At 76.1% G+C, this 19,704-nt stretch carries 17 protein-coding genes; 10 read left to right on the top strand and 7 right to left on the bottom strand.

The window, feature by feature from the left end:
- Positions 1–63: 63 nt before the first annotated feature.
- The 3 genes from PHY01_RS15070 to PHY01_RS15060 all read left to right on the top strand — a co-directional run bounded on the left by PHY01_RS15070 (position 64) and on the right by PHY01_RS15060 (position 4,258).
- Positions 64–801 (top strand): IniB N-terminal domain-containing protein, encoded by a 738-nt coding sequence (locus PHY01_RS15070; RefSeq protein ID WP_141279294.1) that lies wholly within the window; start codon positions 64–66, stop codon positions 799–801.
- A gap of 86 nt (positions 802–887) precedes the next feature.
- Positions 888–2,774: a dynamin family protein gene (locus PHY01_RS15065; RefSeq protein WP_246085917.1), complete on the top strand. Its 1,887-nt coding sequence runs from the start codon at positions 888–890 to the stop codon at positions 2,772–2,774.
- Positions 2,771–4,258: a dynamin family protein gene (locus PHY01_RS15060; RefSeq protein ID WP_141279293.1), complete on the top strand. Its 1,488-nt coding sequence runs from the start codon at positions 2,771–2,773 to the stop codon at positions 4,256–4,258. Before PHY01_RS15065 ends, PHY01_RS15060 begins: the two co-directional genes overlap by 4 nt.
- Before the next feature lie 13 nt (positions 4,259–4,271).
- On the opposite strand, the gene PHY01_RS15055 is transcribed toward PHY01_RS15060, so the two are convergent.
- The 3 genes from PHY01_RS15055 to PHY01_RS27130 all read right to left on the bottom strand — a co-directional run bounded on the left by PHY01_RS15055 (position 4,272) and on the right by PHY01_RS27130 (position 9,334).
- Positions 4,272–6,881: a helix-turn-helix transcriptional regulator gene (locus PHY01_RS15055; protein ID WP_141279292.1), complete on the bottom strand. Its 2,610-nt coding sequence runs from the start codon at positions 6,879–6,881 to the stop codon at positions 4,272–4,274.
- A gap of 134 nt (positions 6,882–7,015) precedes the next feature.
- Entirely contained in the window at positions 7,016–8,653 is a 1,638-nt protein-coding gene (locus PHY01_RS15050; RefSeq protein ID WP_141279291.1) for an ABC-F family ATP-binding cassette domain-containing protein, read from the bottom strand.
- Between the two features lie 51 nt (positions 8,654–8,704).
- Positions 8,705–9,334 carry a calcium-binding protein gene (locus tag PHY01_RS27130; RefSeq protein ID WP_218030172.1) on the bottom strand — a complete coding sequence of 210 codons (630 nt, stop codon included), beginning with the start codon at positions 9,332–9,334 and terminating at the stop codon, positions 8,705–8,707.
- Between the two features lie 6 nt (positions 9,335–9,340).
- Here PHY01_RS27130 and PHY01_RS27125 point away from each other — a divergent pair, with 6 nt between their 5' ends.
- Both PHY01_RS27125 and PHY01_RS15040 read left to right on the top strand, forming a co-directional pair.
- Entirely contained in the window at positions 9,341–9,577 is a 237-nt protein-coding gene (locus PHY01_RS27125) for a hypothetical protein (protein ID WP_218030171.1), read from the top strand.
- Positions 9,578–9,617: 40 nt separating this feature from the next.
- The gene (locus PHY01_RS15040) at positions 9,618–10,331 is read left to right on the top strand and encodes a PIG-L deacetylase family protein (protein WP_141279289.1); all 714 of its coding nucleotides are present in this window, start codon (positions 9,618–9,620) and stop codon (positions 10,329–10,331) included.
- A gap of 92 nt (positions 10,332–10,423) precedes the next feature.
- Here the strand turns inward: PHY01_RS15040 and PHY01_RS15035 are convergent, their stop codons facing one another.
- Positions 10,424–11,509: an alkene reductase gene (locus PHY01_RS15035; RefSeq protein WP_246085916.1), complete on the bottom strand. Its 1,086-nt coding sequence runs from the start codon at positions 11,507–11,509 to the stop codon at positions 10,424–10,426.
- Between the two features lie 77 nt (positions 11,510–11,586).
- On the opposite strand from PHY01_RS15035, the gene menD reads away from it, so the two are divergent.
- The gene (gene menD / locus PHY01_RS15030) at positions 11,587–13,146 is read left to right on the top strand and encodes a 2-succinyl-5-enolpyruvyl-6-hydroxy-3-cyclohexene-1-carboxylic-acid synthase (protein ID WP_141279288.1); all 1,560 of its coding nucleotides are present in this window, start codon (positions 11,587–11,589) and stop codon (positions 13,144–13,146) included.
- 10 nt (positions 13,147–13,156) lie between these two features.
- On the opposite strand, the gene PHY01_RS15025 is transcribed toward menD, so the two are convergent.
- From PHY01_RS15025 to PHY01_RS15015, 3 genes are all read right to left on the bottom strand, one after another.
- The gene (locus PHY01_RS15025; protein WP_141279287.1) at positions 13,157–13,813 is read right to left on the bottom strand and encodes a LuxR C-terminal-related transcriptional regulator; all 657 of its coding nucleotides are present in this window, start codon (positions 13,811–13,813) and stop codon (positions 13,157–13,159) included.
- 2 nt (positions 13,814–13,815) lie between these two features.
- Positions 13,816–15,171, bottom strand: coding sequence for a sensor histidine kinase (locus PHY01_RS15020; RefSeq protein WP_141279286.1), 1,356 nt, complete (start codon positions 15,169–15,171; stop codon positions 13,816–13,818).
- A 306-nt stretch (positions 15,172–15,477) separates the two neighbouring features.
- On the bottom strand, positions 15,478–16,005 hold the full coding sequence (locus tag PHY01_RS15015) for a hypothetical protein (protein ID WP_141279285.1): 528 nt from the start codon (positions 16,003–16,005) through the stop codon (positions 15,478–15,480).
- Between the two features lie 239 nt (positions 16,006–16,244).
- Here PHY01_RS15015 and PHY01_RS15010 point away from each other — a divergent pair, with 239 nt between their 5' ends.
- The 4 genes from PHY01_RS15010 (at position 16,245) to PHY01_RS27120 (ending at position 19,668) form a co-directional block, all read left to right on the top strand.
- The gene (locus tag PHY01_RS15010) at positions 16,245–16,940 is read left to right on the top strand and encodes a TasA family protein (RefSeq protein WP_218030170.1); all 696 of its coding nucleotides are present in this window, start codon (positions 16,245–16,247) and stop codon (positions 16,938–16,940) included.
- A gap of 75 nt (positions 16,941–17,015) precedes the next feature.
- On the top strand, positions 17,016–17,591 hold the full coding sequence (locus PHY01_RS15005) for a signal peptidase I (RefSeq protein ID WP_141279284.1): 576 nt from the start codon (positions 17,016–17,018) through the stop codon (positions 17,589–17,591).
- The gene (locus tag PHY01_RS15000; protein WP_141279283.1) at positions 17,588–18,358 is read left to right on the top strand and encodes a hypothetical protein; all 771 of its coding nucleotides are present in this window, start codon (positions 17,588–17,590) and stop codon (positions 18,356–18,358) included. Before PHY01_RS15005 ends, PHY01_RS15000 begins: the two co-directional genes overlap by 4 nt.
- Complete coding sequence (locus tag PHY01_RS27120) at positions 18,355–19,668, top strand: calcium-binding protein (protein ID WP_218030169.1); 1,314 nt, start codon at positions 18,355–18,357, stop codon at positions 19,666–19,668. Before PHY01_RS15000 ends, PHY01_RS27120 begins: the two co-directional genes overlap by 4 nt.
- The last annotated feature ends 36 nt before the right edge of the window (positions 19,669–19,704 follow it).

Below are 19,704 nucleotides of genomic sequence, written 5' to 3'. Positions count from 1 at the left end.
CCGCGACCCCTCCGTCGCGGCGGGCCCCGGGCCGATCCCTGACCCACCCCGGAGGTGAGCGCGATGCTCTCCCTTTCCTCGCTGATCGACTTCCTGCTCGGCCTGCTGCGCGACGAGGAGGCGCAGGAGGAGTTCGCCCGTGACCCGCAGGGTGTGCTCGCCCGCCACGACCTCGCCGGGGTCACCGCGCAGGACATCCGCGACGTCGAGCCGATGCTGGCCGACTGTGACGGGGTCTCCTACCGGGCCCCGGCCGCGGCCGACCACGCCGGCGGGTACGCCCCCCGCGGTCTCGGCGGCGACGACGACCCCGTGCGCGTGATCCAGTACGTCACCCGGTCCCACACCGTGGAGCGGGAGGTGGTGCGCGAGGACGGCGGCGGCTCCCACACCACCCAGAACATCGAGTACAAGCAGTACACGAACGAGTTCTCCTACACCGACAACAGCGTGTACGTGGAGGAGGGCGGCACCTACATCCGCGACTCGTTCAACCAGGACAACGACGGTGTCGACAACAAGGGCGGCATCATCGCCGACAGCACCGTCGTCAACGGCGACGGGAACACCGCAGGCAACTCCACCGAGGTCACGGTGGTGGAGGACTCGTTCAACTCCGACGAGAGCGAGACGGTGGTGATCGTCGACTCGCTGAACGACGCGAGCGACAACTCGACGACCGTCACCGGCTCGGGCAACGAGTCCACGACGGCGGTGTACGACTCCTACGCCGTGAACGAGCCCGCGGCCACGGCGGCCGCGGTCGACGCCGAACCGGTGCCCGACGCGGTCGGCGCCTGACCGACCGGCCCGCGCCCTCCCCCGACCGGGGGAGGGCACGGCCGTGTCCGGGCCGGGTGGCGCGGCCATGGCCCACAATCAGCTGCGTGGAGGACCCCGTGGAGCTCCCACTGACCGTGAAGGCCGTCGACCTCGCCCTGGCGACGATCGCCCCGTACGCCCGCCCCGATCTGGAGGAGCGGCTGCGCCAGGCCCGCAGCCGGCTGCTCGACGACAGCGTGCGGGTGCTGGTCGTGGGGGAGTTCAAGCAGGGCAAGAGCCTGCTGGTCAACGCGCTGCTCAGCGCGCCGGTCTGCCCCGTCTTCGACGACGTCGCCACCGCGGTGTCCACCGCGGTGTCCTACGCCGAGGAGCCGGTGCTCACGCTGGTCCACACCCGCGGCACCGGGCCGGACGGCGCACCCGAGCAGGTGCGCACGAGCCGCGCCGACGTGCCGCTGCACGAGCTGTCCGACGTGGTCGCGGGCTACGTCACCGAGGCGCGCAACCCGCGGAACGCGCAGGGGCTCACCGGCGTCGAGATCGGCATCCCGCGCACGATGCTGCAGGCCGGGCTGGTCGTCGTCGACACCCCCGGCGTGGGCGGGCTGACCTCGATCCACGGCGCGGCCACGATGGCCGCGCTGCCCACGGCCGACGCGGTGCTGCTGGTGTCCGACGCCTCCCAGGAGTACACCGCCCCCGAGCTGGAGTTCCTGCGCCAGGCGATCCGGCTCTGCCCGAACGTCGCCTGCGTGCTCACCAAGACCGACATGTACCCGGAGTGGCGGCGCATCGCCGAGCTCGACCGCCGCCACCTGCGCGACGCCGGGATCTCCGCCGAGCTGATCGCGGTGTCGTCCACGGTGCGCTGGCAGGCCGTGGTCACCGCCGACGCCGCGCTCAACGCGGAGTCCGGCTTCCCCGCGCTCGAGTCCTACCTGGGCGAGCGGGTGCTCGGGCAGGCCGACCTGCTGGCCCGGCGCTCCACCGTGCACGACGTCGTCGCCGTCACCGACCAGCTGCGCGACGGCCTGCGCGCCGAGGAGGCCTCGCACCGCGACCCGAACGGCGTCCAGGACCTGATCCGGACGCTGCGGGCGGCGCAGGAGCGGGCGGCCGCGCTCAAGGAGCGCTCGGCCCGCTGGCAGCACACCCTCAACGACGGCGTCGCCGACCTCAACGCCGACATCGACCACGACCTGCGCGACCGGATGCGCGAGATCACCCGCCTGGCCGAGGAGGAGATCGACGACGGCGGCGACCCCACGAAGAACTGGGACCAGCTCTCGGCGTGGATCCAGCAGCAGGTCGCCGCGGCGGCGTCGACGAACTTCCTGTGGGCCACGCAGCGGGCGCGGTTCCTGGCCCAGCAGGTGGCGGCCCACTTCGCCGAGGACCGCGAGGCCGCGCTGCCCGCGCTGCGCACCGAGGCGTCGGCGGCGGTGGGGGCGGCCCGGGAGATGAAGGTCCGCGAGGGCGAGCCGTGGAACCTGGGCCAGCAGGCCCTGTCCGGGCTGCGCGGCGGGTACATCGGCGTGCTGATGTTCGGGCTGCTCGGCACGCTCGTCGGCATGTCGCTGATCAACCCGTTCTCGCTGGGCGCCGGGTTGCTGCTGGGCGGGAAGACGATCAGCGACGAGCGCAGGCGGATCGTCGCCCGGCGCCAGGGCGAGGCGAAGACCTCGGTACGCCGCTACGTCGACGACGTGACGTTCCAGGTCGGAAAGGACTCCCGCGACATGCTCCGCGACGTGCAGCGCGACCTGCGCGACCACTTCGGGGAGCTCGCCGAGCAGCTCAACACCTCGCTCAAGGACTCCCTGGCCACCGCGGAGCGCTCGGTGAAGACCACCGAGGGGGAGCGCAGCCGTCGCCTGGCCGAGATCCCCGACCAGATCGCGAAGCTCGAGAAGCTCCAGCAGCGGGTGCGCACGCTGGTCCCCGCCGCGGCCCCGGCCCGCACGGCCGTCGAACCGGTGCCCGTGTCTTGACGCGCACGCTCACCGACGCCGCACGCGACCTCCTGCTCGACGCCGGGCGCGTCTACCGCCACGACCCACCCACCGCCGACTGGCTCGCCCACCAGGTCGACCGGCTCGACGAGCCGTTGCGCCTGGCCATCGCGGGCAAGGTCAAGGCCGGCAAGTCGACGCTGCTCAACGCCCTGGTCGGGGAGCGGCTCGCGCCCGTCGACGCGGGGGAGTGCACGAAGGTCGTCACCTGGTACCGGGACGCGCCGCACCCCGCGGTCACCGTGGTGGGCGCCGACGGGTCGGTGCACGAACTGCCGGTCGACCGACGCGACGGCGCGCTGGTGATCGACCTGCGCGGGGCGTCGGCCGACGACGTCGAGATGCTCGTCGTCGACTGGCCGTCGCAGAGCCTGCGGATCGCCACCCTCATCGACACCCCGGGCCTGTCGTCGCTGTCGCACGAGGTCGGCCGCCGCACGCTGCGCTTCCTGCACCCCGACGACGAGCGCCCCACCGACGCCGACGCCGTGCTGTACCTGATGCGGCACCTGCACGCCGCCGACGCGGAGTTCCTGGAGGCGTTCCGCGGGCAGGGGGTGGCGCAGACGGCGTCGGTCAACTCGCTGGCGGTGATCTCCCGGGCCGACGAGATCGGGGGCGGCCGGGTCGACGCGATGGTCTCGGCCCGGCAGATCGCGCGTCGCTACCGGTCCGACCCGGCCCTGCGCGGCCTGGCGCAGCACATCGTCGCGGTGGCCGGGCTGGTGGCCGAGACCGGGCGCACGCTGCGCCAGACCGAGTTCACCGTGCTCGACGCGCTGGCCCGCCAGCCGAAGGAGGCGCTGGAGGCGTCGCTGCTCACCGTCGACCGGTTCGTGGCGCCGGACTCCCCGATCGCCCGGGCCGTGCCGGGGCTGACCGCCGACCAGCGCGCCGGGCTGCTGCGCCGGTTCGGGGTGTTCGGGCTGCGGCTGTCCACGATGCTGATCCGCCAGGGGGTCGGCACGCCGGCAGCGCTGGCCGCGGAACTGGTGGGCCGCAGCGGGCTCGCCGAGCTGCAGGCGGCGCTGGACAGCCAGTTCGTGCAGCGCCGCGCGGTGCTCAAGGCCCGGTCGGCGCTGCTGGCGGTGCACCAGGTCGTCCAGGACGACCCGGTCGCGGGCTCGCGCGAGCTGTCGGCCGAGCTGGAGCGGCTGCTCACCGGCGCGCACGAGTTCGTCGAGCTGCGGCTGCTGGGGGAGCTCCGGTTCGGCTCGGTCACGCTGCCCGCCCCGATCGCCGCGGAGGGCTCCGCGCTGCTGGGCGGCGCGGGCGCGTCGCCCGCGGCCCGGCTCGGGCTGCCCCCCGGCACGCCCGCCGACGACCTGCGCGCGGCCGCCCTCGACGCGCTGGCCCGCTGGCAGGAACACGCCGAGAACCCGATGCTCGACCGGTCGGTCACGGCCGCGTGCCGCACGGTCGTGCGCACCTGCGAGGGGCTGGTCGGGGCCCTGCCCCGCTGAACCGCGGTGCGGCTCAGCCCCCGTCGCCGAGGGTCGCCTGCAGCACCGCGAACATCTCGCCGCGGGTGGTGACCCCGAGCCGCTGCCGCATCCGGGCGACGTAGTGCTCCACCGTCTTGGCCGAGATGTAGAGGCGCTGCCCGACCTGCTTGTAGGTCAGTCCGGCCAGGATGAGACGGCCGATCTCCTGCTCGCGGTCGGTGAGCCGGGTGTCCGGGACGGGCCCGGGGCCCGCGGCATCGCGGTCCGCCACCGCGGGGACGTCCGGGAGCGCGGCGGTCGCGCCGTGCTCGCCCGCGCCCAGGGCGTCGGCGGGGCCGGGGCCTGCGGTGGGGTCCGCTGCCGTGGCCGGGCTCAGGTGGCGGGCCAGTGCGTGCAGCCCGGCCGCGGTGCGCCGGTCGGTGCCGGTCGTCGCGGCCCGGCCGGCGAGCTGAGCGGCCTCCCGGCCCAGCCCGACCGCGGCCATCCGCCGGCCCGTCCCCGCCAGCTCGTCGACGTCCGGTGCGCCGTCGAGCACGGCCGTCCAGCTCCGCCCGGCCGCGGCGAGGACCGCGGCGTACGGCGACGCGGCCGCGGTGCCCGCCAGGTCGGCGGCGTGCCGCCGGACCGCGGCGGGGTCGTCGGCGGCGACCGCGGCCTGCAGCAGCGCCCAGCTCAGCGGGGCCGTCCACAGCGCGGGGCGGCCGAGCCGGTCGAGCACGGCGGAGAGGTCCTCCAGGGGCCCGGCGAGCCAGCACTCCTCGCCGAGCAGGGCGGCCGCCACGGCGAGCTCGCCCAGCACCGGGATCAGCGTGAGGTCGGCGGGCTGGCGGACCAGTGCGTCGCGGGCACGGGCCCAGGCCGTGGCGAGCGCGGCGGCGTCGTCGCGGCGACGGGCCAGCGCCACCTCGCACGCCGCCGCGAGCAGCGCGTCGCGGGGTTCGGGCGGGGGTTGCTGCCGGCGCACCCGGTCGAGCAGCCCGGCGGGTGGGCCGAGCGTGCCCCGCGCCACCAGCACCCCGGCCAGCAGCAGCCGGTGGCGGAGCACCGCGATCCGCCCGCCGTGCCGGCCCTCGATCGCGCGCCGCAGCGTCGACTCGGCCACGCCGGGCTGCCCGGACACGGCCGCGACGACCGCGGTGAGCGCGGCCGGGGTGTCGGGCAGCAGGCTCGCGGCGGCCACCGGCTCGAGCATCGCCGCGGCCTGGGCGAGGCGGGACAGCGCCGCCCCGGAACCGGTGACGGCCCCGACCATGCCGTGGCCGAGCATCCGTGCCGCCCCCTCCAGCAGCGTGCCCGCGCCCGGCGCGGCGTCGGCGGCGGCCAGGGCCGCGCGGGCGCCGTCGAGATCCCCGGTGACGACGAGCGTGGGCACCGCGAGCACGGCCCGGCCCGGTTCCAGGGTGGCCAGCAGCTCGACGCTGCGCCCGGGAAGGCCGCGGTGGGCGAGCGCCGTGGCGGCCGCGACGACGGCGGTGTCCCGGTCGGCCCGGTCGGGCGCGGCCAGTGCGTCGTCGGAGGTCTGCAGGGCCGCCCCGACGTCCCCGGCCAGCGCCAGCGCGTGGGCCCGGCGCCCGGCGACGGCGAGCCGGGGCGCCCCGGCGTCGACGGCCGCCGCGAGCAGCTCGGCGGCCAGCGCGGGCGACCCGGCCAGCGCCTCGTCGGCGGCGCTGCACAGGACGGTGGCGATGTGGGCGCCGCTCGCCCCGGTACCGAGCAGCCTGCGGCCCGCGGCGAGCACCGACCCGCCCCGCTCGAGCTCGATGCCGGCGAGCCTGCGGTGCAGGTCGCGGGTGCGCAGCACCGGGGTCAGCTTCACGAACAGCGCGCCGATCAGCGGGATCAGCTCGCCGCCCTCGGTGAGCAGCCCGGTGGCGCGCGCGGCCTCCACCGCCTCCTCCAGCTCGACGCCGGGCGCGAGCAGCCGGGCCAGGACGTCGCCGTCGAGCGGTGCGCCGTGGGCGAGGACCGTCAGTAGCTCCTGGACCTGGGGCGGGAGGGCGTCGACGCGGTGGCGCAACCGCTCGGCGAGTGCGGTGGACACCGTGATCCGCTCCGGGGCGGCGAACCGCTCGGGCCGGGCGAGGTCGACGCGGCCGCCGTCGAGGAGGCCCTGGGTCACGAGGTCGACCAGCGCCGGCAGCCCGCCGGACTGCCGGTGCACGAGCTCGACCATCGACGCCGGGGCCGCCGCGCCCAGCCGGGCGGCCAGGCGCTCGGCCACCGCGGCCCGGTCGAGGTGTCCGACGACCGCGACCGTGCGCCGCGCCCCGACACCCGCGCTGAGCTCGGCCAGCCCGTCGGGCCGGGGCCAGGGCCGGTGGGCCAGCACGACCCGGGCGCCGTCGGTGCGGGCGAGGGCGCGCAGCGCGTCGAGGCGGTCGGGCGGCAGCAGGTGCGCGTCGTCGACGAGGACGGCGGCCGACGGGTCGAGCGGGGTCGCGGCGTCGTGGCGCACCACCGGCACGCCCGCGTCGGAGTAGAGGCGGGCCAGCGCGTCGAGGAGCATCGTCTTGCCGGTGCCGCCCGGCCCGAGCACCGTGGCGACGAGCGGCGCGCCGGGCCGTTCGCCGACCCGGCGGGCGAGCGCGACGCCGCCCGGGGGCAGTGCCGGGAGCGGCCGGGCCGCCGTCGCTGTCGCCATACCCGGTCCTTCGGACGCGTCGGCGGGGGTATTAGCAGGATCGCCGTGACCCGCCCGGATCGAGTGCCCGGCCGGCACGGGGCGTCACATCGGGCGCCGCGGGCCCCCCGATCGGCCCATCACGACTCGGCCCATCACGACTCGCTGAGCCGGCCGTCCCGCAGGGTCCAGTGCCGGGTGGTGCGCACCGACTCCAGCATCCGGCGGTCGTGGGTCACGAGCAGGACGGTGCCGCCGAAGCCGTCGAGGGCCTGCTCCAGCTGCTCGATGGCGGGCAGGTCCAGGTGGTTGGTCGGCTCGTCGAGGACCAGCAGGTTGACCTCGCGGGCCTGCAGCAGCGCCAGCGCGGCGCGGGTGCGCTCGCCCGGCGACAGCGACGCGGCCGGGCGGGGTGCGTGGTCGCCGGCGAGGCCGAACTTCGCGAGCAGCGTGCGCACGTCGGACTCGGCCCAGTCGGGCACGGCGTCACCGAACGCCCTGGCGAGCGGCGCGGGGCCCAGGAACAGGCCGCGGGCCTGGTCGATCTCGCCGACCCGCACACCCGACCCGAGCCCGGCGCTGCCCTCGTCGACCGGGATGCGGCCGAGCAGCGCGCCGATCAGCGTGGTCTTGCCCGACCCGTTGGCCCCGGTGATCACGACGCGGTCGGCCCAGTCGACCCGGGCGTCGACGGGCCCGAGCGTGAACGACCCGCGCCGCACCACCGCCCCGCTCATCGACGCCACGACGGTGCCCGAGCGCGGCGCCGCGGCGATCGTCATGCGCAGCTCCCACTCCTTGCGGGGCTCCTCGACGACGTCGAGCCGGTCGATCATCTTCGCGGTCTGGCGGGCCTTCGCGGCCTGCTTCTCGCTGGTCTCGGCCCGCTTGTTCCGGCCGATCTTGTCGTTGTCGGTGCTCTTGCGCCGGGCGTTGCGCACGCCCTGGGCCATCCAGTTGCGCTGCATCTGGGCGCGGTCCTTGAGCGAGCCGAGCTTGTCGTCGTACTCCTCGTAGGCCTCGCGGGCGTGGCGCCGGGCCACCTCGCGCTCGACGAGGTAGGCGTCGTACCCGCCGTCGTAGACGCCGACCTGCCCCTGGGCCAGGTCGAGCTCCACGATGCGGGTGACGGTGCGGGCGAGGAACTCCCGGTCGTGGCTGACGATCACGGCCGGGGACCGCAACCCCTGGACGAACCGCTCCAGCCGCTCCAGCCCGTCGAGGTCGAGGTCGTTGGTGGGCTCGTCGAGCAGCAGCACGTCGTAGCGTGAGAGGAGCAGGGCGGCGAGCCCGGCGCGGGCGGCCTGGCCGCCGGACAGCGCCGTCATCGGGGTGTCGAGGTCGACGCCCAGCCCGACCTCGGCGGCCACCTCGCCCGCGCGCTCGTCGAGGTCGGCGCCCCCGAGGGCGAGCCAGCGGTCGAGCGCGGCGGCATAGGCGTCGTCGGCGCCCGGCGCACCCGCGCCCAGGGCCTCGGCGGCGGCGTCCATCGTCGTCAGCGCCGCGGTGACGCCGGTGCGCCGGGCCAGGAAGGCCGCGACCGTCTCGCCCGCGCGCCGGTCGGGCTCCTGCGGGAGGTGCCCGACGGTGGCGTCCGGCGGGCTGCGCGCCACCGTCCCGTCCTCCGGGTCGAGCTCGCCCGCGAGCAGGCTCAGCAGCGTCGACTTCCCCGCGCCGTTGGCCCCGACGAGGCCGACGACGTCGCCGGGGGCGATCACGAGGTCGAGCCCGGAGAACAGCACGCGGGCGCCGTGGCCGGCGGCGAGATCGGTGGCCTGCAGGGTGGCGCTCATGTCGGTCGCAGGCTACCCGCGGGCCGGTGGTCGTCCGCCGCGTGCTCCGGCTCAGCTCGGTGCGACCACCCCGTCCCCGGTCCCGTCGGAGGGATCGCCCTCCGGCTCGGCCGGTGGCGGCTCGGCCGGAGCCTCCCCGGGGGGCGGTGCGACCTCGGGCGCGGGCGCGGGTTCCGCGGGCTGCGGTTCCTCCGGTGCCGCGGGGGCCGGTTCGGGAGCGGGGGCCGGCGCGGCCGGTGCGGGAGGCGGCTCGGGGAGCGGTGCCGGGACGGGTGCGGGCCCGGGCAGCGGCGCCGGGGCGGGCACCGTGCAGGCGGTGACGGTGTCGGCCGGGTCGGCGTCGCAGGTCCCGCCGTCCACACCGCCGTCCAGGACGTCGGCTCCGGGGCCCCCGGTGAGCTCGTCGACCCCGGCGCCGCCGAACAGCCGGTCGTCGCCCGGCCCACCGATCAGGCGGTCCGCGCCGTCGCCGCCGACGAGGACGTCGTCGCCGCCCGCGCCGTCGAGCACGTCGAAGCCGCCGCCGCCGACCAGGCAGTCGCCCGCCCCGGACCCGGTGACGACGTCGTCGCCCGCGGTGCCGAGCACCAGGAACGGGCCCGCGGCACCGGGCCGGTCCTCGGCCGCGACGAACCGGGGGCGCTCGATCCGGCCTCCGACGCCACCCGCGTGGTCACGCACCGGGTCGTGGAGGTCCTCCCGGGGCCGGGCTTCCGCACCCGGGGCGACGCGAACCCCGACCCGGACCCGGGCGTCGTCACGGTCGCGGACGTGCGCGGGGTGCTGTGGTACTCGGTGCCGTGGGTCGGGCGCGGCATGGAGCTCGCCCGCACACCGGCCGGGCTGCTGGTCGTCGGCGGGGGTGTGCTGCTGCTGCTCGGGGCGGGCCTGCTGGTCCCCCGGCGGGAGCGCGCCGGGACCTGAGGCTGGCGGCGCGGGCGGCGACCGGGCCAGGATCGCCGGCATGGACTACGAGCCGATGCCCGAGGACTGGACCCGCGCGCTCGCGGTGGTCGCCCACCCCGACGACCTGGAGTACGGCGGCGCGGCGGCCGTCGCCCGCTGGACGGCGTCCGGCAAGGACGTCCGGTACCTGCTGGTCACCCGCGGCGAGGCGGGCATCGACACGCTGCCGCCCGCCGAGTGCGGACCGCTGCGGGAGGCCGAGCAGCGGGCCGCGGCCGCGGCGGTCGGCGTCGAGGTGGTGGAGTTCCTCGACCACCCCGACGGGCTCATCACCTACGGCGTCCCGCTGCGCCGCGACATCGCCGCGGCGATCCGCAGGCACCGGCCCGAGCTGGTCGTCACCGGCAACTTCCGCGAGACCTGGCCCGGCGACGTCGGGATGAACATGGCCGACCACATGGCCACCGGACGGGCCGTCGTCGACGCGGTGCGCGACGCCGCGAACCGCTGGCTGTTCACCGACGCCGGGGAGCCGTGGAGCGGGGTGCGCTGGGTGGCCGTCGCGGCGTCACCGCGCAACTCGCACGCCGTCGACGTCGGCGCCCACTTCGACCGGGGCGTCGCCTCGCTGGCCGCGCACCGCGCCTATCTCGACGCACTCGGCGGCGACATGGCCGATCCCGAGGGTTTCCTGCGCCCGATGGCCGAGGCCGACGGCGCACGCCTGCCCGGCGCGACGCTGGCGACGGCGTTCGAGCTGATCACCGTCTGACCCGCGGGTCGTCCGGGTACCGACGAGGCGGGCGTCCGGGGGTGGCCCGGCGCCCGCCTCGCCACCGCGGGCCGTGGTGGGCCTGCGGGGTCTCAGCCCGCGAGTCGCGGGTAGTCGGTGTAGCCCTCGGCGCCGCCGCCGTAGAACGTCTCCTGGTTCGGCTCGTTCAGGTCGGCGCCCTGGGCCCAGCGCGTCACGAGGTCGGGGTTGGCCAGGAACGGGCGCCCGACCGCCACGGCGTCGGCGACGCCGTCGGCCAGCAGGCGCGCAATGTCGTCGCGGGTGTCGTCGACACCGAAGCCGGTGTTGAGGACGAACGTGCCCGGCCAGACGGCGCGCAGCTTGCCGACGATCGGGTCGTCGGCCTCGGCGAGCAGGTGGACGTAGGCGAGGCCCAGGTCGGCGAGCTGCGCGACCAGGGTCTCGTAGACCGACAGGTCGTCCTCGGTGATGTCGTTGAACGGGTGCCCGGGCGAGAGCCGGATGCCCACGCGGTCGGCGCCGATCGCGGCGGCCGTGGCCTTCGCGACCTCGACGACGAAACGGGCGCGGTTCTCCGGCGAGCCGCCGTAGGAGTCGGTGCGGTCGTTCACGCCGTCGGCGAGGAACTGGTGGAGCAGGTAGCCGTTGGCGGCGTGCAGCTCGACGCCGTCGGCACCCGCGCGGACGACCCGGCGTGCGGCGTCGGCGAACTCGGCGGCCACCCCGGGCAGCTCGTCGGTGCCGAGAGCGCGCGGCGGGGTGTGGTCCTGCTGGCCGTCGAGGGTGAAGATCTGGCCCGCGGCCTGCGTGGCCGTCGAGGAGACCGGGGTCTCCCCGGCGATCGTGCTGGTGTGCGAGATGCGGCCCGCGTGCATCAGCTGCACCACGAGCAGCCCGCCGTCGGCGTGGACGGCCTCGGCGACGCGCGTCCAGCCGGCCTCGTTGGCATCGGTCACGGCACCGGCGGTGTGCGGGTAGCCCTGGCCGACCGCGGACGGCTGGCTGCCCTCGCTGACGATCACGCCGGCCTCCGCGCGCTGGCGGTAGTACTCGACGGACAGGTCGTTGGGGGTGCCGTCGGCGTCGGCGCGGTTGCGGGTCAGCGGCGCCATCCAGAGACGGTTCTTCGCCTCCAGCGCACCGGCGGTGACCGGCTGGAGGATCGGGCTGTCGGACGGGAGCGGCTTCTGAGTCACGTGAGGTCTCAACCACTTGGGCCGCGGGGCCTGTTCCGTGCCGCGCCGTGCGGATGATCACGGTTTACGCTCGCGCGATGACCTCCTCGACGGCGATGGCCCGCGTGCTCGTCGACGAACTGGTCCGCGGGGGTGTCACCGACGCGGTGTTCTGCCCCGGGTCGCGCAACGCGCCACTGGCCTTCGCGCTGCACGACGCCGACGCGGCCGGCCGGCTGCGGCTGCACGTCCGGATCGACGAGCGCACCGCGGGTTTCCTCGCCCTCGGGCTCGCGCTGCGGTCGGGGCGGGCCGTGCCGGTGTGCACGACGTCGGGCACCGCCGTCGCGAACCTGCACCCCGCGATGTTGGAGGCCGCGTACTCGCGGGTGCGTCTGCTCGCGCTCAGCGCCGACCGCCCCCCGCAGCTGGTCGGCACGGGGGCGAGCCAGACCGTGGTGCAGGACGGGATCCTCGGCGTGCCCACCGCCACCGCGTCGGTGGCCGGGGGCGACGCGCACTGGCGGTCGGTCGTCGCCAGGGCGCTGGCCGTCGCCGGGCCGGTGCACCTCAACGTGCCTTTCCCCGAGCCGCTCGTGCCGACGGGGCCGGACGCGCCCGCCGGGCGCCCGGGCGGTGCGCCCTGGACGGCCGTGGCGCCGGTCCGGCACACCGCCGACCCGCTGCCGCTGGACCCCGCCGCGCCGACGTTGGTCGTCGCCGGGCCGGGGGCGCCCGCGCTGCCCGGGGTCGCCGCGCCGGTCGTCGCGGAGCCGTCGTCGCTGGCCTGGCCGCACGCGCTGCGCGCCGGGCCGTGGCTGCTTAACGACCCCGCGCTGCGGCCCGCGCAGGTGGTGGTCGCCGGCCGCCCCACGCTGCACCGCGCCGTCGCCCGGCTGCTCGCGGACCCCGCCGTCGCGGTGTACGCCCTGGCGGGCGACGGCCCGTGGACCGACGTCCCCGGCACCGTCCGGGCCGTCGGCTCGCTGCCCGACCTGACGGCCCCCGACGGCTGGCTCGACCGCTGGCACGCCGCCGACGCTGCCGCGTCCGCCGCCCTCGACGCGGCCCTCGACGACGCACCCGTCGGCCTGCGCCTGGCCCGCTCGCTGGTCGACGCCCTGCCCGACGGCGCCCAGCTCGTGCTCGGATCGTCCAACCCGGTCCGTGACGTGGCGCTGGCCGCCGTCCCCCGGTCCGGGCTGGTGGTGCACTCCAACCGGGGCGTCGCGGGCATCGACGGCACGGTGTCGACCGCGGTCGGCGCCGCGCTGGCCCACGAGGGCCCGAGCTACGCGCTGATGGGCGACCTCACCTTCCTGCACGACACCACCGGCCTGCTGATCGGCCCGGACGAGCCCCGCCCGGACCTGACGATCGTGGTGCTCAACGACTCCGGCGGCGGCATCTTCGGCCTCCTGGAGCAGGGGGCGGCGGAGCACTCGACGGCGTTCGAGCGGGTGTTCGGCACGCCGCAGGACGTCGACCTGGCCGGGCTGTGCGCGGCGTTCGGGGTGAGGCACGTGCGGGTGGGGGTGGAGGACCTCGTGCTCGACGGGGAGGGCGGGTTGCGGGTCGTCGAGGTGTCGGCCGGCCGCGCGGGGCTGCGGGCCGGGCACGCCGCGTTGCGGGAGGCCGTCGTCGCGGCGCGGGGGTAGCGGGCCGGGGTCAGCCGACGGTCCGCGCCACGGCGACGGCCTCCAGCTGTGAGCGCACCTCGAGCTTGGCCAGGATCGACCGGACCTGGGTGCGGACCGTGGCCTCGGCCACGACGAACTCGCGGGCGACGTCGGCCACGCGCCTGCCGTCGACGAGGCGGGCGAGGACCTCGCGTTCGCGCGGGGTGAGGCGGCTCCACCGCCGGTCGAGCTCGCGCCGGGCGCCTGCGGCGGCGTGGTGCTCGGCGACCAGCGCCGACCGGGGACCCGGGTCGAACCGGTGCTCCCCGCGCGCCGTGGCCGCGATCGTGGCGACGATCTCGTCGAAGGGCAGGCTCTTGGCCAGCCAGCCGAGTGCGCCCGCGGCCACCGCCGCGGCGATGCGCGGGCGGTCCCGGCTCCCGGTGAGCAGCAGCACGTCACGCCCGGTGGCCCGGACCCGTGGGACCAGGTCGACCCCGTCGATCGAGGCACCGTCCGGGCCAGGGCCGAGGTCGAGATCGAGCACGACGAGCCCGGGATCGTCGTCGTCGAGCGCGGCGGGCAGGCCGGGATCCGCGGTGGGGTCGACGTACCGGGTGCGGATGCCGTGCGCGCGCAGGGCAGCGGTCAGCGCCACCCCGACCAGTTGGTGGTCGTCGACGATCGTCACGGGGACGGTGGTCATTGTCAGCTCGCGAACCGGGTCACGGGCGCGGCCAGCTCGGCCGACGGGATGTCCAGCACGGCGAGGAGACCCCCACCGGCGGGACGGACGAGGCGCAGGTCGCCGCCGTGGGCGCGGAGCAGGTCCCGGCTGATCCCGAGACCGAGCCCGCGGCCGCCGGTGGTCGCGCTGCGCCGTCCGCGGTCGAGCAGGTCGGCCTCCCGGCCGGGTGCGATGCCCGGTCCGTGGTCGCGCACCTGCACCACGACGTGGCCGTCGGCTTCCGCGGCACTGATGTGCACCGGTGAGCCCGGCGCGTGCCGAGCACAGTTGACCAGGAGGTTGGTGACGACCTGGGTCAGTACCTCGGCCGAGCCGCGGGCCCGCAGCCCCGCGGGCACGTCGAGCTCGATCACCGCGCCGCCCGCGCGCCGGACCTCGACCGCGACGGCGAGGGCGGACCGCACGTCGATCTCGCCCGCTCCGGTCTCCGGCCGGGCGCGGTCCAGCATGCGGGTGAGCCGGTCCAGTTCGGCGGCGACCGCCGCTCCGAGCTCGGCCCGCCCGCCGTCCGCCGGGCCGGCCAGCAGGGCGGCGGCACCGCTGAGGCCGAGCACCACGTTGCGCAACTCGTGGTCGCGGTCGTCGGCGTCGCGGTCCCTCGCCTCGCCGGCCTCCCGGACCGCCTGCAACCGCAGGGCGGCCGCGACGTCACGGTCCTGCTGGCGGCGCAGCGCGGAGCGCAGATGGGGCAGCACGCCGGCGATGATGATGGCGACGGCAACGGGACGTAGGCCGGTGAAGGCGGGCCAGGCCATCATCACCTCGACCGGCTCCAGGCCGCGGCCGCCGTGGGCGACCGCGAGGAGCCCGTACCCGAGCCCGACGCGGCGTTGCAGGACGCTGTGCGCCCGCATCCCCTGGGCGACCATCGCCGCGGCGACGGCGGCCATGCCCAGGACGATGACCGCATGGGCCGCGGTGAGGACCATCGTGCCCGGTGCCAGCGCGGGCACCAGGGCCGTACCCGCCACTGCCGTGAGGCTCGCGGCCACCGCGACCGCGGCGGCCGGCCACGACAACGTCGGCTCACCACGTCGCACGAGCCCGAGGGCGAAGAGCACGGCCACGGCACCGAGGCCGATCAGGTCGAGCAGCTGCCCGGCCGGGCCGATCGAGGTGGCGAAACCCGCAGCGGTGACGGGCAGCACGACCCCGCCGTAGACGAGCAGACCGGACCCGATCCGCAGGGCCGTGACGTCCCGGTCGAGGCGGCCCGCGAACGAGACGACCAGTGCGGCCCCGACGGTGCCCGCGACCGCGAGGAGGGTCAGCATCTGCTGCACCTGGCCCTGCACCGGGGCCGCCGCGCCCGTCAACGCCAGACCACCGGCGATCGTGAGAACGGTGATCGGCAGGAATACGGCGAAATCGCGGAAAAGCCAGTTCCGGTGCCACCGGAATCGTCGGCTCGGTGGTGCTGCGGCGTCGTCGGGCAAGGGGAAGTACTCCTTCGTGAACGCCCGTGGGGACGGGCGCCGAATGAAGGTGGGGCGTGAGGCGCGGGGGGAGCGGTCACGGTGTCCGGGGGACTCGGCGGTCGGCGAGGGTGCGGCGGGGGAGCCGCAACGTCGTCCTCGGACCTTCGGGCGGTCGCCGGGGTCCGTTACACATCGCCGTGGCGGTCAGCCGACCACTGAGGCCCCGTCCCGGCTGCGTCGCTGCGCCGAACGGAGGTGGTGTGCGGCGACGAGCAGGAGCAGGCCGGCCGCGACGAACAACATGCCGGCCGGTGTGGCCAGGCTGGTCCACAGTGCACCCGCCCAGGGCACGGCGTACAGGTAGACGCCGTCGACGAGATCGGTCTCGGTGAGCACCGCGTTCCCGTCATCCCTGCTCAACAGCAGTTTCTCGCCGAGCACGGCGACGACCCGGCGCAGGCCGGGCTGTTCGCCGGGACGCTCGGTGACGGCCACGACGTCCCCCGCCCGCGGGGTCCCCGGACGCACGACGGCGAGGGAGCCGGCAGCGAGGCCGGCCTGCTGCTCACCCGTCTGGACCGCGACCGGTCGGGCGCCCGCAAGCGCCGGAACCACACCCGCAAGGACCAGCGCCGCCAGGACCAGAGCGCCGATGCACCCGGCCACGACGGCCGGGAGCAGGCGCTGGCGGCGGGGCGTCGGGGTCCGGCGCTCCTGCAGCGTCGCGTCCATGCCCGGTCCTCCACCTGTGCCGTCGTCCGGCCCCCATCGTGCGTCAGCGGTCGTTCCGCGTCATACCCAGAAATGGGTACGAGACGTTTCCTGGCCGATCCGCGTATACCCAAGTTTGGTGATGGCGGGCATTCCGGCACGGGTCAGACTTCTCCCCGTCACGCCGAACCGCTTCCCCGGCCCGCTCGGCGTTCCCCGACCCCCCGGCTCCGGCCGACTCCCCGAAGGACACCGAGTTCATGAGCACCATGGTCAAGGACAACAAGAAGAAGCTGATCGCCGGCGCGGTCGCCGGCGTCGCCGCTCTGGCGCTGATCGGCGGCGGCACGTTCGCGCTGTGGTCGGACTACGACACGTTCACCGGCAACTCCCTCGCGGCAGGCACTCTCACCATCGACATCGGCCAGTCGGTCCCGCTCGACATGACCGGCCTCGCCCCCGGTGAGAACAAGGACACCGCCCTGTTCGTCGCGAACCGGGGAGACGACACCGCTGCGCTCCAGAACGCCCTGCTCACGACGACGGTGGTCAACCTCGTCGACATCGAGGACGGGTGCCGGGCGAAGTCCGAGGCCGACATCGACCCGTCCTGCACCGCGGGGCCGGGCAACGGCGAGTTCACGCAGCAGGCCTACATGCAGTACCGAGTCGGCAGCGCGGTGAGCGCAGACGCGTGTGGGAGTGCGACGTACACCCCGAGGGCGTGGATGGTGCTCAACCGGTACGACGACGCGGCCATCCCGCTCGGCGAGCTCGACCCGGGCCAGGGCATCTGCATCCGCGTCGAGGTCGGGCTGCCGAGCGGCCAGGGAAGCCAGACGCCTCCGCCGGGAATCGACGCGCCCGGCGCACCCGCGGCGACGAACCTCTCCCAGGGGGACGGTGCGACGTTCGACGTCCGCTTCGACCTGACCCAGGCCACCCCGACCCGCTGAGCTACCTCGTGAAGGCGGGGCCGGCGCACATCGCGCCGGCCCCGCCCGCTCCACCATCCACACCAGGGGGATCCGGTGAAGGTGCTCCGCCTCGCCACCACGCTGCTCACCACGGCCGCGCTCGTCATCGGGCTCGGCCTCGTGGCGTTGCTCGTGGTGGTACCGCGCGTCACCGGGACGATCCCGCTGACCGTCTACACCGGTTCGATGGAGCCGACCATCGCCACCGGGGCGGTCGTGCTCATCGAGCCGGTCGACCCGTCGACCCTGGTGCCCGGCGACGTGATCACCTACCAGGTCGCCCCGGACGTGGACGAGTACATCACCCACCGGATCGTCTCGGTGCGGCCCGACACCTCGCCACCCAGCTTCGTCACCCAGGGCGACAACAACGACGGTGCGGACGTCGACCCGGTGCCGGTCGGCGCCGTCCGCGGCAAGGTGTGGATCGACGTGCCCTACGTCGGGACCGCGCAGCAGTTCGTCACCGGCCGGGCGGGCATCGCCGTGCTGGCCGTCGTGGCGGGGGTGCTGCTGCTCGCCACCGTGCTGCGCCGGGTACTGCGTCCCGACCCCGAGCAGCTCGGGCCCGGCGCCGGTGAGGACGACGTCGCCACCACCCGGTTACCCCGGATCGGGCCGCGATCGTGAGGGGCACGACGGTGGCGGTGCTGGTCGCCGTGGGACTGCTCGCTCCGGCCGGCCCCGCGTTGGCCGCAGGGGCGGACGGGCCGGTCGGGATCGTCGTCCGGCACGACGACGGCTCGCAGTCGCGCAGCATCCGGATCACCGACCTGTACCCGACGGCGACGCGGCAGGTCGTGTTCCTCCTCGACGGCGGTGCCCCGGACGACGTCCGGCGCATGCGTCTGACCGTCGAGAACCTCGTGGACCGGGAGAACGACTGCCTCGACCCCGAGGTCCGCGAGGGTGACACCGCCTGCGGGCGCGACGACGGCGACCTCTCCGGCTGGCTCCGGACGACCTTCACCGCGGGTCGCGCCGACGGTGAGGGTTGCGCACCGGCCGGCCCGCCGTTCACGACGACCATGCGGACGATGGCGACCGAGCCCGTGGTCGTCGGCCTGCCCGACCGCGAGGGCCGGCTGTGCGTGATCGCGGACCTGCGGCACGACGAGGGTGCGGGTGACGACGTGACCCAGTCCGACTCGGTGGAGTTCGACCTCCGCCTCGATCTCGACGGGCAGCAGGTGGCCGCGGCCGCTCCCGGTGGGGTCGGTCCCGTCGCCGCGGAGGCGGTCATCCGGCCGGCCGTCGTGGAGCGCGGCGACGTCGTGGACCTCGGCCCGGCCACGGCCGGGCTGCCGGGCCTCCCACTGCTGCTGGGCGGACTGGTGCTCGGCGGTTGCGCGGCCGCGCTGCTGGCCTCCCGGCGCCGATCGGGGTCGGGCTCGTGATCCGCCGCCGCTCCGTCCTCTACGCCGCCACCGGGACGGTCGTGGTACTCGCCGCCACCACGACGGCGGCCACCTACGCCCTGTACTCCGACTTCGACACCGCCACCGGCGGCTCGGCCACCGCCGCGACCGTGGCGCTCGGCTCGGAGGACGCCGAGCCGCCGTCCCTCACCTACCCGCCGATGCAGCTGGTGGGCGAGGTGCGCGAGGGCGCCCTGACCGTGGACTACCGCGGCACCGTCCCCGCCGACGTGACCGTGTCCGTCGAGCCGGGCGCCGTCGCGGGCCTGTGCGTCGACGGTCCCGGAGGCCCGCAGAACACCCCCGGCACCACGGTGCTGGTCGGGATCGGCGGGGCCGCCGAGACCGAGTACTGCTCGTTCCTCGGAGGTCCGGGCGCGACAGTCGCCGAGGACGTCCCGCCGGGTAGCCCCGTCACGACGGACATCACGCTGCGGCTCACCGAGAACACCGGCGGCATCCGCATCGATGTGGCCGACGTGCTCGTCGTCGAGGCCCGCGGTGGGTTCACCGACGTCGTGCGAGGCACGCTGGCCGCCGTGGTCGATCCGGTCGTGCTGTCGCCGGAGGAACAGCAGCTCGCGGCCGAGGTGTCCGCCGCGCCCGACGGGCTGGCCGCGGCGCTCGCCGCGCCGCCGGCCCGGCAGGGGGTGCTGCCGATCGACCCGGCACTCGTGCCGCCTGAATGCCGGGACGCCGGGATGGAGTTCCGCCTCGACCAGGTCGTCCAGCTCACCCCGCGGGACCGGCCGTGGGTCGCCGACGAGGTCCGCGGCGCTCCCGCCGAGCCCCTGCTGATCTTCGGTACCGACGGGGACGACGAGATCACCGGGTCGGCCGCGTCCGACTGCATCGTCGGCGGGGACGGCGCGGACGACATCCGCGGAGGCGACGGGGACGACGTGCTGGTCGGCGGACCCGCCGCCGACGTCCTCGACGGCGGCCGGGGCGCGGACCGGCTCGTCGGCGGCGCGGGTTCCGACGAGCTGATCGGTGGGCCCGGCACCGACCGGTTCGACGGCGGCCCGGACGGGGCGACCTGTGACGTCACCTCCGACGACACCGCCGTGCGCTGCGCTGCGCCCGTCGTGCCGGCGGCGCCACCGCCGCCGACCGCGCCGACCTCGTCCCCGGTTCCCGCGCCGTCCCCCGCGCCGACCGCGGAGCGGGCCCCGGCGCCGGCGGTGCCGGAGGAACCCCCGGCGGAGGTGCCGCCGGGCCCCGACGAGCCGGGCGCGGTGGCCACCACCCCGCCCGCGGACGGGACGGCGTCGGACGGGGCGGCCTGAGCCGCTCGACCCCGGAACGGGAGAGCCGGGCTAGGG

The sequence above is a fragment of the Pseudonocardia hydrocarbonoxydans genome (genome assembly GCF_006539565.1).
Lineage (GTDB): Bacteria > Actinomycetota > Actinomycetes > Mycobacteriales > Pseudonocardiaceae > Pseudonocardia > Pseudonocardia hydrocarbonoxydans.
The sequence above is the reverse complement of the archived record's forward strand: the minus strand, read 5'-3'. Positions and strand labels throughout refer to the sequence as shown.